The sequence below is a fragment of the Croceitalea sp. MTPC5 genome, from assembly GCF_036985505.1.
Classification (GTDB): Bacteria; Bacteroidota; Bacteroidia; order Flavobacteriales; family Flavobacteriaceae; genus Croceitalea.
Window position 1 is genome coordinate 104,985 of sequence record NZ_BTGQ01000003.1, and the last position, 12,438, is coordinate 117,422.

The following is a 12,438-nucleotide window of genomic DNA, read 5'->3' on the forward strand; positions in this document are numbered from 1 at the left end:
CTGTTATTTTTGCAGCCATAACAATTGGTATGGCTTCACCTCTAAAAAACCGCTATTGAGCTTGTTGGTGGTAGCGGTTATCATTTCATGGAATTCTTGATTTTTTAGGTACCCCAGTTTTGAAAGTAGACTTCCGTCCAATACTTGTGGGTTGTCATCGAAATTACATAGTACCAGTACACTTTTTTTGCTTTTTGAGGTACGTTCGAATAAGAGGATATGCTGATTGCCGGTATGATGCAAGGTGAAATTGGAATGGTCTGCGAACACGGGGTTTTTCTTGCGAATCGCAATCAACATTTTTAGGGTATCACGAATTCTTTGTTGTGGTGATTTTTTCTTTTTCAAAGTCTTGATTACGTCCCAGTCTTGTTTTGGCCTATTGACCCATCTGCTATCTTCTTTTTTACCATCTTCATTTAAAAAAGAGTAATCGTTCAGGGTGCCGATTTCATCTCCGGCATAAATGAGGGGTATTCCGCCAAAGGCCAATATAATGCCATGGAGCATAATGATCTTAGCCACTGATTGATCGATCTCTGTTTTGTTTTTGGTCAGTAACGCTTTTTCCAACCCTAATAAAGAGGCAGCACTACCTGTGATACGGCCATCACCTGTTTTTGGGTTATGCATAAAAAGCATTCCCTTTGCTGGTGACCAATCCAATCGTTGGCAATAATAATCCAACAAAAACTTTCGATGGCCCTTGGGGTTCCAACCCAGTTCTTGGATAAGCCGGTCATCCAAACCCAAGCCGATGTCGTCATGACAACGTATGTAGTTGATCCAAGTCGCATCATGTGGTTTGTTCGGAATGTCGATCAAGCTTTTGTACAACAAAGCCGTTTTTTTGGTGGCTATCGAATTCCAAAGCAAAGCCATTAGCGAGGCATTGTACGCCACCTCACATTCATTACCTTTCGTAGGGCCCGTACCAAAATAATTGATGATCTCTTTGGGCGCGACAATGGCCTCGGCAAGTAAAATGGTACCGGGGGCCACCACTTGTAGGCACATTCTAAAGAGGGCAATAATCGCGTGGGCTTCAGGTAGGTTTTGTGATACCGTACCCATCTTTTTCCATAAAAAGGCCAAGGCATCAAAGCGAACCACATCAACACCCATATTTGAGAGCTCGACCAAATTCGCCAACATGGCCATAAAGACTTCCGGGTTGGTATAATTCAAATCCCATTGATAGGTATTGAATACGGTCATGACCCATTTTTCCATTTCAGGAATATAGGTGAAGTTACCTGGTGACGTCTCTGGAAACACCTCTGGAAGGTTTTTTTCAAAGGCATCGGGAACGTCCCTTTCTGCATAGGTGTAATAATAATCTTGATACCTCGTGTTCCCCGATTTGGCTTTTTTTGCCCAAGCGTGCTCGTCAGATGTATGATTGACCACAAAGTCGAGCATGAGGTACATTTTTTTGGCCCGCATTTGTTGTGTAAGACTTGCCAAATCTTTTTTTGAACCATATTTTTTGGCTATCGCGGTGTAATTATTCACGGCATATCCTCCATCGTTCTCTCCTTTTGGCCTCTCGGTAATGGGCATTAGGTGTAAAAAGTTTATACCCAGATCTTCAAAATAACCCAGTTTGTCCTGTAAGCCCTTTAGGTCTTTATTAAAGTGGTCTACATACAGTTGCATGCCCATCATCTGCTCTGATTGGTACCAATTACCGATCCCTAGCCTATGGATATCTTGTTTTTTAAGGTATTCGGGTCGTTTATCAAATAGTTTTGGCAACTTTTGCAGTAGTGCGGCGAACTCCGTATTTCTATTTTTCCCATAAATCGAAAAAAACAGATTTTTTATCAGTGTAAGATTGGTAGCTAAACGTAGTTCAAATAAATCATTGAGGTCTTTCTTCTTTTTTCGGGAAGAAATTAGCTTATGCAATGCAGCCTGATTCATATTAAGCCTCTAGTTGTTTTAAGGTGGGCAATGCTATGATCGCACCGTAATTCGTTGTGGTAATGGCACCCGCCTTGTTGGCTTTTTCAACCATTGCCAATAAGAGCCCATCATCCTCAAAAACCGTATTATAAGTAGGTAGCTGCGCTATTTGGTACAACAAGCACCCTATAAAAGCATCACCGGCACCTGTCGTATCTATGGGCGATACCTTAATGCTGGGTACCGTTTTCTTGAGTGTTTTGGTACTTACGTAGGTGCCGTCTTTGCCCAATGTGACCGTAATAATACGGGCACCTATTTCATGTAGCATTGCACATGCCTCTTCAACCGTGTGTTTTCCTGAAAGTAGATATGCCTCTTCTAAACTAAATTTGCATAGATGGGCCTTTTCTACATAAGGCATGCATTTTTTGATAAAGACCTGCGCATCGTCCTTCCATAGATCTGCCCTATAATTGGGATCGAAGCTGATGAACGAATTTTTGGTGAGGGCATCAAAAAAATAATGGGCATATGCTTCTTCCAAAGGCCCTCCAAGCATGGCCGTGGCAGCACCCAAATGCAAAATATTACGCTCAAAATCCTTTTGCACCTTTGAATCGTATTTTAAGGCCCTATCGGCACCCCTACTAAAAACAAAATCACGCTCACCATCGTCGGCTAACGATACAAATGCAAGTGTTGTAAAGGTTTTAGAGCGTTGCACTTTTGAAATGTCGACATTTTCCCTTTTGAGCACGTCAAGTAAGAAAGAACCAAAGGGATCTTTGCCTACACAACCAATAAATGAACTTTTACCGCCTAGCCTTGCAATGGCACAAGCTACATTGGCTGGCGCGCCTCCCGCTTTTTTGGTAAAGAGGGTTGCCTTAGAGAGGTCATTACCTTGATTCTCGGCAACAAAATCGATTAGGAGTTCGCCAATACAGAAAACTCGGGTCATAAAGAATAGGTTTGATTCAAAATACAAGGTACATAGAATTGTATTGCCCGTCCAAAAAAAAAGAACAGAAGATATCTTATCGAAAAACTTTGTTCAAAGCTTCCAGGGTTTGGGGGAATTGTTTAATTATGGATAAAATTTGCGATTCATGAGGCGACTGGTAATCGGTGATATACATTCTGGGTTAAAAGCGTTGCGACAAGTACTTGAAAGGGCTAGGGTGACAACTGACGACCATTTGGTTTTTTTGGGGGATTATGTCGATTCATGGAGTGAGGCATTTGAAACCGTTGATTTTTTGATTGGTCTCGACAAGACGCATAACTGTACTTTTATCAGGGGAAACCATGATGAGTTGTGCTATGGGTGGATGCGTACCAATGAAGAAAATCCTACCTGGTTGGCACATGGTGGAGTAGCGACCAAGATGTCATACTTAAACGTCGAAAGGGAAAAGTGGGATGCCCATTTTACATTTTATGAGGGCCTTCAGAATACGTACCTCGATGAGAACAATAGGCTTTATCTTCATGCCGGGTATACTAATTTAAAAGGTATCGAATACGAGTACTTTGAAAAGCTGTTCTATTGGGACAGGACTTTATGGGAGTTGGCAAAAGCAATGGACCCCACATTAAAACCGGGAAATGAGAACTTTCCAAAAAGGTTGACCCACTATCATGAGGTTTTTATAGGACATACCCCGTTATCAAAAAAAGGACATGCAGAACCTCAAAAAGGGGCAAATGTTTGGAATGTTGATACAGGTGCTGCTTTCATGGGTGCCTTGACTATATTGGATGTCGAGACCAAGGAATTCTGGCAAAGTGATCCAGTACATACCTTATATCCCGGTGAAAATGGTAGAAACTAGATAATTATGATGACCTTTACAAAAACACGAAAAAATGTCTGAAAAAAATATCAGATTGGAAGTGATGCAGGCGGTAGAACCCCAAGTCGCTGGTTTTATGGAAGATTTTTTGGTGCCAATAGACAAAATCTGGCAACCCACTGATTTTTTACCAAACTCTCAAGAAGATGGTTTTTTTGATGAAGTGGAGCAGATTCGAGAAGAAGCCAAAGAACTAGGGTATGATTTTTGGGTCACCTTGGTAGCCGATACCATAACCGAAGAAGCGCTGCCTACCTACGAATCTTGGTTGATGGATGTTGAGGGTATCGATCAACACTCGGGCAAAGAGAATGGATGGTCTAAATGGGTTCGTGCATGGACGGCAGAAGAAAACCGACATGGCGATGTGTTGAACAAATACCTTTACTTGTCTGGCAGGGTCAACATGCGTGAAATCGAGATCACTACACAGCATCTGATTGCAGATGGTTTTGATATAGGTACAGATAGGGACCCCTACAAAAATTTTGTGTACACCACTTTTCAAGAGTTGGCGACCAATGTTTCGCATAAGCGCGTAGGGCAAATGGCCAAGAAAAAAGGAAATGGGCTTTTGGGTAAAATGTGTACGATCATCGCGGGTGACGAAATGCGGCATCATTTGGCCTATCGTGAGTTCGTGAAAACCATATTTGGCCAAGACCCCAACGGAATGATGTTAGCTTTTGCCGATATGATGAAAAAGAAAATTGTGATGCCGGCCCATTTTTTAAGGGAATCGGGCGGTGAAATAAGTACGGCTTTTGAGCTTTTCTCCAATTGTGCCCAGCGACTAGGGGTCTACACGGCACAAGATTATATCGAAATCCTTAGAAAACTGAATGACTATTGGGCTATCGGAAATGTCAGATCCTTATCAGAACAAGCAGAAAAAGCAAGGGATTATTTGATGAAATTACCCGACCGATTACAACGCATTGCCGAACGAATGCAATTCAATCAAGACCAACATAGGTTTAAATGGGTAGAGGCAAACGGCATGTTATAATAAAAAACCGGTTTCGATAGAAACCGGTTTTTTTTTGGTGGTTATTTGAATTAGGAAAACATTACAATTTTCCAGCTTTGTGTTCATCTTGCCATTTGGCTAGATTTTTCCATTCCCCTTTAAAGGCCATTTTAGCTTGAAGTGGCCATGATGCGGGGTCATGTATGCGATAGCGTTCTCCACCTGAATCAAGGACTTCTTGACATTTCGCGACGGTACTATCGGATAATGCCTGCCAAGTTTTAATATCAAAATCATGAAAAAGCCCTTCGATTTTCGGGCCAATACCCTCTACGATCTTAAGGTCATCTTGTTTGATTTTTTTACCAAAGGCAGCTTTTGCTGCAGCAGCATCAAAGGCAACTGCGGTCACTGCACTAGCAGCAATTGAAGACGAGGTTGAAGGTTTTGACTTAGGGATCGCGACCAATTTTTTGTTACAAGCGTCAAGGTCAGCTTGCAATTTATTGTTTTTATCTTCCAAGGCCTTTAAGGCTGCGGTATTGTCGACTACCTCCCTTTTGCCCTTACCCCAGAAATATCCAATTATTCCACATATCAACCCTGTTAAAAGCGGAATCAACCAGCACCAAATGTTATCAAAATTCATTTTTATAGTTTTAAGTGTTATTGTTTTTAGTTAAGTGTCACGACGGTTCTTCGATTTTTAGACCTACCCTCTTCAGTATTGTTTGATGCAATTGGAACATCAGGACCTTTCGAAGTGGAATTGATTTTTTCGGCTGGAATACCATTGCGGATAAGGTACGCCATAGCAAAATCGGCTCGTTCTTGACCAAGGGTAATATTGGTTATCCTATTACCCGTATTATCAGTATGCCCTACGATCTTGCATCTTGCCCCATCTACTTTATCAAGATATCGCGATATGTTGGCAACCTTTTGGCGTTGTGCCTCAGTAAGGTTGATGGCGGCCTCACCAGTGTCGAAATACAATACTAGGGGATTGGTTTTGATGTCATCATACAAGGCCTTTAAATCAGCCTTATTGTCCTTATTACCCTCCGTTATTTCGTAGGTAACAGGTCCGAGTAGTGTATTGTCCAACGGTACCAAATCATTCATTAATTGCCCAAAGGTGTTCGTCTGGGTCGATGAAATACCTTGCGCGACCATATAATTCTTGACGGCATTGGCGCGTGCCAGACCCAAATTCGGAAATGCGGATGTATTGTCTTCAGAGCTTTGGTAGAGCCCGGTCATGTTTATGGCCTTATCAGTATTGGCCGATAAATAATCCTTTAAACGTAGCACACCATTTTTTACATTTTCCGATAAGGGAAGAAGTACGGTATTGGAAGACAAATTGAAATTGAAATTATCGTTTACCCCATAGGTAAAATCACCATCATTCAATGTGAAAGGAAATGAGGTGGCTTGGGGTTCGGGTATAGGAACTGTCTCTTCTTTTAAAGGTTGAACCTCTGCAATGGGTACTTGACAATCACTGCATAAAGTGAAATAAAGAAACATTCCTAATGCAATGGTAATTAGCATACCTAATACATAAGGGAAGTTTTTAGTCATTATAAGTGGAATTAGTGTTCGAGCCCCAAAGTATTAAAAATTCGTTAAAAAATTAGAAATACCATTATGAAATTATTGTTAACCAAGTATTTATGTAGGTATTTAACGTTTTAAGCGACTAATTTAAAAAATGGAAAAGTATTTAAGAACATACCGATTATACAGTTTTTCAAACCAGTTATAACGAGTTGGTTTTTAGTATGGACAATTATTCAGAATTTTAGTGAAGTAATATAAAATCCCTATTTATCCCGACAAGGTTCCGGCATTTAAATAGGGTTTCAAATTATAAGTTTGAGTTAGTTAAGTTGGTTTTAAAAGCCGTTATGCCCGCTCGGGAATAGCGGTTTTTTTCTGCAATGACAATTTAGTATCTTTCCTATCCTACAATCTACAAGGCTTATGAAAAGAAGGGCGGTTATCAAAAAAGGGGCATTGGCTGCGGGTGCCATGGCAGTTCTACCCTCGTTTAAGGGATTTGAGGAAATACCTAAAGGGCGTAAACTTGGGGTTCAATTGTTTACAATTCCTAAAATGATCGATGTTGACTTGAAGGGAACCCTTTCACTTATCGGAGAACTTGGATATCAAGAAGTCGAATTTTTCGGTCCTTATCCCTTCAGTACGCTATCGGCGAAACAAGACTGGAACCAGATCAAACCAATGCTGGGTATTAGAAATGATGCATTTTATGGGTTTACCATTGAAGAAGTATCCCAGATGCTAAAAGATAATGGACTGACCGTACCCTCCATGCATACTGATTTCGATACCCTAAGAAAAAGACTTGACAGTATGTTGGATGAAGTTGCTAAATTGGACACAAAATATTTAGTGCTACCAGCTATTCAAGAAGAAAAGAACACACTGGATCACTACAAAAGATTTGTTGATGAGTTCAATCTGTTCGGAGAAAAAATGGCCAAGTACGATATGCAGTTCGTATACCATAACCATGGGTATGAACATATGGTTCTTGATGGTGAGGTACCTATGGATTTCTTGCTTAAGAATACCAATCCGGACCATGTAAAGTTTGAATTGGATATTTTCTGGATGCAAGCGGCAGGTGCAGACCCTATTTCATATTTAAAGGCCTACCCCAACAGCTATAGGCTTCTTCATTTAAAAGATGCCTCAAAAGAATTTCGTTTTTCAGGTGACGGGCAGACCCCTGACCAATGGATGGCAGGTTTTCCGTTCATGAGTGATCCCGGTGATGGGGTATACGATATCAAAGGCATCATTGCCCAAGCCGAAGCATCAGGGGTAGAACATTACTTTCTAGAGCGTGACTTGGCTCCAAACCCTGAAGAAACGTTGAAAAACTCGTATAAAAACCTGAAAAAGTTCGGTTAGGGATATTTATAATTACAAATCAAACTTGATACCCTGGGCCAAAGGTAGTTCCGTGGTGTAGTTTATCGTATTGGTCTGGCGGCGCATATATACTTTCCATGCATCCGAACCACTTTCGCGACCACCACCGGTTTCTTTTTCGCCACCAAAGGCACCACCTATTTCAGCCCCTGAGGTACCTATATTGACGTTAGCGATACCACAATCACTACCCGCTGCAGAAAGAAAACGTTCTGCTTCGCGTAAATTATTCGTCATTATGGCCGAAGACAATCCTTGTACAACCCCATTTTGTTGTGCAATGGCATTGGTAACATCACCGGAATATTTCAGCAAATAAAGTATGGGGGCAAAGGTTTCCTCTTGCACGGTTTCATAAGAGTTATCAGCTTCGACTATGGCAGGCTTGACATAGCATCCGCTTTCATAACCCTCACCGGTCAATACTTCACCTTCTACCAAGATCTTTCCTCCTTCGGTGATAACTTTTTTAAGGGCATGCTCATACATCGCTACCGCATCCGTATCGATTAGGGGCCCTACATGGCTATTCTCATCCAATGGATTACCAATACGTAATTGCTTGTACGCATCTACGATACTATTTTTGACCTGATCGTAAATAGACTCATGAACGATTAATCTACGGGTTGAGGTACATCGTTGGCCCGCAGTACCGACAGCGCCAAAAACGGCACCAATAACGGTCATTTTGATATCAGCATCAGGCGTTACGATAATGGCGTTGTTACCACCCAACTCCAATAATGATTTGCCTAAACGTGAAGCTACCGCCTGTGCTACGATCTTACCCATTCGAATGGACCCTGTGGCAGAAACCAAAGGAATTCTCTTATCATGGGTCATTAGTTCACCAACTTTATAATCGCCGTTGATCAAGCATGAAATGCCTTCGGGCAAGTCATTATCTTTAAGTACCTGTGCGATGATATTTTGACAGGCGATTCCGCATAAGGGGGTTTTTTCAGAAGGCTTCCAGACACATACATCACCACAAACCCACGCAAGGGCCGTGTTCCATGCCCAAACCGCTACCGGAAAATTAAAAGCTGAAATAATCCCTACGACCCCCAAAGGGTGGTACTGTTCGTACATTCTATGACCAGGCCTTTCAGAATGCATGGTAAGCCCATGTAACTGTCGTGAAAGCCCGACGGCAAAATCACAGATATCTATCATCTCTTGTACCTCGCCAAGACCTTCTTGATATGATTTTCCCATTTCATAGGAAACCAATTTTCCAAGTGGTTCTTTTAGCTCACGTAAGCGTTCGCCAAATTGCCGAACAATCTCACCGCGCTGTGGTGCAGGCATTAATTTCCATTCTTTAAATGCAGCTGTTGCACTGTCCATTACTTGTTCATAATCAGCTTTAGAGGTGGTATTTACCTTGCCTATAAGTGCACCGTCAACAGGGGAGTAAGACGCTAAAAGTCCACCCGAACCAAAGTGGGTTGAACCAGTAGAGGTGCCGGGGTTGATTTCTTGTAGACCAAGTTGTTCCAATGCTTTTTGTAATCCGAAGGCAGCTGCCGTATTTGACATTTTATAACTTTTTGTTGAGATATTGTTGTATAATTCACAAAATTACGAAGAATAAGCGGTTGTCAAAAGTAAAACAAAACCCATAAGTGCGGGTATTGCCTGTACCATGAATATCTTTCTAGATACGCTAAAAGCACCGTAAATTCCCGCAATTATCACACAACCTAAAAAGAACAGGCCCACATTGACCTGCCATACAGTATCTTTAATTAGAAGGGACCAAATTAGCCCGGCGGCTAGAAAACCATTATATAGCCCCTGATTCGCGGCCATCGATTTCGTAGGTTCGAACAAGTCACTAGGGAAATTTCGGAATACCTTTCTAGCCCTTGTGGTCCAAGCAAACATTTCAAGCCAGAGAAAATAGCCGTGTAAGATGGCCACAATTGCGATAATTATCTTTGCGGTAAGTAACATTTAATCGTCTTTTGTGATAAATCGTTCATCTATGGGCATCACGGTGCCACAATTATTGCAGGTACGCAGCTCTTTAGAACCATAAAAATGTTTGAAATGACCCAAAAAGTCCTTTTCAATATCATGAAGGGTAAAGTAGGCCTCATAAAGTTTATGATTGCAGTTGTCGCAAAACCATAATAATCCATCATCAACGTTCATTTCAGCTCTTTTGCGTTCAATGACCAGACCTATGGAACCTTCATGTCGAACTGGGGAATGGGGAATTTTTGCCGGATGCAGATACATATCACCCGCACCTAACTTCATCGTCTTTTTTTCCCCATTTTCTTGAATATGTATTTCTATGTTACCTTCCAACTGATAAAAAAGTTCTTCGGTCTCGTTGTAGTGGTAATCTTTGCGGGCATTGGGTCCGGCTACAACCATTACGATATAGTCACCGGCCTCCTTATAAAGATTCTTATTGCCCACTGGGGGTTTGAGGGTAGCTCTATTATCCTCAATCCATTTATTCAAATTAAAGGGCGCTGTAACAGGCATTTTTTTTTGAAAGTTACAAAAAACCTACAGTATCCAAATAGAACTAAAAAGACCCGTAGCAATTGCTACGGGTCAAGTTAAAACCAATTAAACTTATTAAAACACTTAATATAAAATCCGAATCTAAAATTTTACTTCTTTAAAAAAATCTGTGTATAGAATAACTTGCCTTTTGAATTTTCCCTAATCGCTATGGCAGTATGGGTGTAATCTCCTTCAATGGTGCTTTTATGCACATCGCTCTGCAACCAACCTTCTAGCGCCAAGGTAACCTCTGTATAGTCTTTCGCCACATTTTCCGCAACTTGGGTCGCCCCGGTTTCCGCGGCAATTTGTGAGGCCCGGTCATTAAAATTATCATGGCTCACGCTATTTTCCCCAATCATAAATTGGGTATGTTCTTCGGCATATTTATAGGTTTCTGGGCTAAAGGCCAATTCTTTCAGACCATTTTCTACCCGATAATCATTTACTTGACTGAACAACTCTGTTTCTGCTGCGGTTATAACTAAGTTCTTCTCTTCAATGGTCGTCTCCTCATTTTCGAATAGGGCCTCTTCATCTTGCACCGAATTTGAACTGCATGATGCAGCAAAACAACAAAGGATAATCAACGCAGGGGAATAAAATTTCATCTTACTGTGTACTCAATTAAAATCATAGCCTTTTGACCGGTGCTTTGCTAAAGTAGTACTAGACCTTGTTGGGGCGCTAAATTATCTTTGAGCAACCTGATTTATTCGATAAGCTGCAGAATCAAGTATAATGTTATGTTCTCGATAAAGGGAAGACCGTTTTTTATCGATGAACAAAGTATTTGAAATGGTCTTTGCCCATTTAACCTATCGTTGATGTCATTAAAAGAAATAGTTGAAAAGAACCGTAGATGAATGGTCGAAACGAATCGATTAATGGATCAGGCCAACCTATTCTTCTGAATCGGAATCCTCATTTTTAAAGACCATACTAAAAACAAGGGCACCCGTATCGCGAATTGGGGTATATAAAATCGAGTCTTGCTTGGTGGCCTCATTGATAAAATTAAATGAAGAGGTCGCCCTTTCAAAGAAGATAAGCAAAGCACCCAATATTATGGCCACCTTTAAAGTGCCAAAAACGGCCCCGGCTAACTTGTTCAACAGCCCGAGCATTGCAAAATCGGCAATTTTGGTCAAAAACTTTCCAGCTAAATGAACCAGTAAAACGATGGCAATGAATGTTATCAAAAATGAAGCAATTTTAATATAGCGGTCATTCCAATCCATATTTTGATGAAGGTAATCAGCGGCAACAAATGAAAAATGAATGGAGCCATAGATTCCTGCTATTAGGGCAATTAAGGAAGCAAGTTCAACAAAAAGCCCATTTTTTAATCCTTTGTATAAACCCCAAAGTAATAGTATTCCCAAAATAACGTCCAGAAAGCCCATGGTGTCAATTTAGACAAATATAGTTCTTTGCATGGCTCTATTGCAAGCCTAATCAAAGCTGGTTGTAAGTTAATTGAACTATTTTTGTATTTAAGTTAGACCCGAAGAAAATCCTTTCAGTGGCTATGGCACGAGATGTACAATTAAAAGAGCGTTGGCAATTATTGGTGGGGAAACTCTCGTCAAAGTTCTCTGATGGAGACCCCTTAGAGCTTGATGCCATTATTTATTTGGTTGGAGTTCAAGAGTTGGGTCAACACCAACGAAGCTATAAGAAAGATGAAAAGGTGAATCTGATGCATATTGCGATTTGCAGATTGTTGGAACCCTACGGCTTTTATGAGTTTGATTTCTTTGATGATGAGGGTTGGCCCCATTATAAGGTCAAAGAAGAACTGCCACCCTTGAAAGCTGGCGAACAGACCGTTTTAATGAAAGAGGCGATAGTGGGCTATTTTTTAGAAAAAGAATTTATTAGCTGACAGGTCATATGAAACCATACTACGCGGTGATTTTTACGAATACCAGAACCCCAAGTGATAATGGTTACGGAGAAATGGCCATTGCTATGGAACAATTGGCCCGAGAACAAGATGGGTTTTTAGATTTTGAAAGCGCGCGTGACGGATTGGGTATTTCAATCAGTTATTGGGAAAGCTTAGAGGCCATATCGAAATGGAAAGCCAATGTCGAGCATCAAGTTGCCCAGAAAAAAGGAATGGAAAATTGGTATTCGTGGTACAAAATCCGCATTTGTACGGTAGAGCGCGAATATGAGTTCACTAAACCATAACCCTAC

14 protein-coding genes are annotated in these 12,438 nt (G+C 41.1%); 5 read left to right on the top strand and 9 right to left on the bottom strand.

Going from position 1 to position 12,438, the window contains the following annotated elements; translation table 11 throughout:
• Window positions 1-3: 3 nt before the first annotated feature.
• Together AACM45_RS10430 and AACM45_RS10435 are read right to left on the bottom strand one after the other, a co-directional pair.
• Window positions 4-1,911 carry an amylosucrase gene (locus tag AACM45_RS10430; RefSeq protein ID WP_339142522.1) on the bottom strand — a complete coding sequence of 636 codons (1,908 nt, stop codon included), beginning with the start codon at window positions 1,909-1,911 and terminating at the stop codon, window positions 4-6.
• A gap of 16 nt (window positions 1,912-1,927) precedes the next feature.
• Window positions 1,928-2,872, bottom strand: a complete 945-nt coding sequence (locus tag AACM45_RS10435) for a carbohydrate kinase family protein (protein ID WP_339142524.1) — start codon at window positions 2,870-2,872, stop codon at window positions 1,928-1,930.
• 148 nt (window positions 2,873-3,020) lie between these two features.
• On the opposite strand from AACM45_RS10435, the gene AACM45_RS10440 reads away from it, so the two are divergent.
• Together AACM45_RS10440 and AACM45_RS10445 are read left to right on the top strand one after the other, a co-directional pair.
• Window positions 3,021-3,746 carry a metallophosphoesterase gene (locus AACM45_RS10440; protein WP_339142525.1) on the top strand — a complete coding sequence of 242 codons (726 nt, stop codon included), beginning with the start codon at window positions 3,021-3,023 and terminating at the stop codon, window positions 3,744-3,746.
• Between the two features lie 34 nt (window positions 3,747-3,780).
• Window positions 3,781-4,776, top strand: coding sequence for an acyl-ACP desaturase (locus AACM45_RS10445; protein WP_339142526.1), 996 nt, complete (start codon window positions 3,781-3,783; stop codon window positions 4,774-4,776).
• A 61-nt stretch (window positions 4,777-4,837) separates the two neighbouring features.
• Here the strand turns inward: AACM45_RS10445 and AACM45_RS10450 are convergent, their stop codons facing one another.
• Both AACM45_RS10450 and AACM45_RS10455 read right to left on the bottom strand, forming a co-directional pair.
• The gene (locus AACM45_RS10450) at window positions 4,838-5,386 is read right to left on the bottom strand and encodes a hypothetical protein (protein ID WP_339142527.1); all 549 of its coding nucleotides are present in this window, start codon (window positions 5,384-5,386) and stop codon (window positions 4,838-4,840) included.
• Between the two features lie 26 nt (window positions 5,387-5,412).
• Window positions 5,413-6,324, bottom strand: coding sequence for an OmpA family protein (locus AACM45_RS10455; protein ID WP_339142528.1), 912 nt, complete (start codon window positions 6,322-6,324; stop codon window positions 5,413-5,415).
• 402 nt (window positions 6,325-6,726) lie between these two features.
• On the opposite strand from AACM45_RS10455, the gene AACM45_RS10460 reads away from it, so the two are divergent.
• A complete protein-coding gene (locus tag AACM45_RS10460; protein ID WP_339142530.1) occupies window positions 6,727-7,683 on the top strand; it encodes a sugar phosphate isomerase/epimerase family protein in 957 nt (318 codons plus the stop codon).
• A gap of 12 nt (window positions 7,684-7,695) precedes the next feature.
• On the opposite strand, the gene amaB is transcribed toward AACM45_RS10460, so the two are convergent.
• From amaB to AACM45_RS10485, 5 genes are all read right to left on the bottom strand, one after another.
• On the bottom strand, window positions 7,696-9,249 hold the full coding sequence (gene amaB, locus AACM45_RS10465) for an L-piperidine-6-carboxylate dehydrogenase (RefSeq protein ID WP_339142531.1): 1,554 nt from the start codon (window positions 9,247-9,249) through the stop codon (window positions 7,696-7,698).
• A 42-nt stretch (window positions 9,250-9,291) separates the two neighbouring features.
• Window positions 9,292-9,666: a DUF1304 domain-containing protein gene (locus AACM45_RS10470; RefSeq protein ID WP_339142532.1), complete on the bottom strand. Its 375-nt coding sequence runs from the start codon at window positions 9,664-9,666 to the stop codon at window positions 9,292-9,294.
• Complete coding sequence (locus AACM45_RS10475; protein ID WP_339142533.1) at window positions 9,667-10,209, bottom strand: 3-hydroxyanthranilate 3,4-dioxygenase; 543 nt, start codon at window positions 10,207-10,209, stop codon at window positions 9,667-9,669.
• Window positions 10,210-10,340: 131 nt separating this feature from the next.
• A complete protein-coding gene (locus AACM45_RS10480) occupies window positions 10,341-10,844 on the bottom strand; it encodes a CAP domain-containing protein (protein ID WP_339142534.1) in 504 nt (167 codons plus the stop codon).
• 291 nt (window positions 10,845-11,135) lie between these two features.
• Window positions 11,136-11,639: a CvpA family protein gene (locus AACM45_RS10485; protein ID WP_339142535.1), complete on the bottom strand. Its 504-nt coding sequence runs from the start codon at window positions 11,637-11,639 to the stop codon at window positions 11,136-11,138.
• A gap of 125 nt (window positions 11,640-11,764) precedes the next feature.
• Here AACM45_RS10485 and AACM45_RS10490 point away from each other — a divergent pair, with 125 nt between their 5' ends.
• Together AACM45_RS10490 and AACM45_RS10495 are read left to right on the top strand one after the other, a co-directional pair.
• Window positions 11,765-12,121: a hypothetical protein gene (locus AACM45_RS10490; protein ID WP_339142537.1), complete on the top strand. Its 357-nt coding sequence runs from the start codon at window positions 11,765-11,767 to the stop codon at window positions 12,119-12,121.
• An 8-nt stretch (window positions 12,122-12,129) separates the two neighbouring features.
• Window positions 12,130-12,432: an antibiotic biosynthesis monooxygenase family protein gene (locus AACM45_RS10495; RefSeq protein ID WP_339142538.1), complete on the top strand. Its 303-nt coding sequence runs from the start codon at window positions 12,130-12,132 to the stop codon at window positions 12,430-12,432.
• Window positions 12,433-12,438: the final 6 nt, after the last annotated feature.

Excerpts from the sequence above, each read along its gene's own strand:
- AACM45_RS10495 (WP_339142538.1), top strand. The coding sequence starts at position 12,130 with ATGAAACCATACTACGCGGTGATTTTTACGAATACCAGAACCCCAAGT.
- AACM45_RS10435 (WP_339142524.1), bottom strand. The coding sequence starts at position 2,872 with ATGACCCGAGTTTTCTGTATTGGCGAACTCCTAATCGATTTTGTTGCC.
- AACM45_RS10450 (WP_339142527.1), bottom strand. The coding sequence starts at position 5,386 with ATGAATTTTGATAACATTTGGTGCTGGTTGATTCCGCTTTTAACAGGG.
- AACM45_RS10460 (WP_339142530.1), top strand. The coding sequence starts at position 6,727 with ATGAAAAGAAGGGCGGTTATCAAAAAAGGGGCATTGGCTGCGGGTGCC.
- AACM45_RS10470 (WP_339142532.1), bottom strand. The coding sequence starts at position 9,666 with ATGTTACTTACCGCAAAGATAATTATCGCAATTGTGGCCATCTTACAC.
- AACM45_RS10490 (WP_339142537.1), top strand. The coding sequence starts at position 11,765 with ATGGCACGAGATGTACAATTAAAAGAGCGTTGGCAATTATTGGTGGGG.
- AACM45_RS10485 (WP_339142535.1), bottom strand. The coding sequence starts at position 11,639 with ATGGGCTTTCTGGACGTTATTTTGGGAATACTATTACTTTGGGGTTTA.
- AACM45_RS10445 (WP_339142526.1), top strand. The coding sequence starts at position 3,781 with ATGTCTGAAAAAAATATCAGATTGGAAGTGATGCAGGCGGTAGAACCC.
- AACM45_RS10455 (WP_339142528.1), bottom strand. The coding sequence starts at position 6,324 with ATGACTAAAAACTTCCCTTATGTATTAGGTATGCTAATTACCATTGCA.
- AACM45_RS10480 (WP_339142534.1), bottom strand. The coding sequence starts at position 10,844 with ATGAAATTTTATTCCCCTGCGTTGATTATCCTTTGTTGTTTTGCTGCA.
- AACM45_RS10440 (WP_339142525.1), top strand. The coding sequence starts at position 3,021 with ATGAGGCGACTGGTAATCGGTGATATACATTCTGGGTTAAAAGCGTTG.
- AACM45_RS10475 (WP_339142533.1), bottom strand. The coding sequence starts at position 10,209 with ATGCCTGTTACAGCGCCCTTTAATTTGAATAAATGGATTGAGGATAAT.
- amaB (WP_339142531.1), bottom strand. The coding sequence starts at position 9,249 with ATGTCAAATACGGCAGCTGCCTTCGGATTACAAAAAGCATTGGAACAA.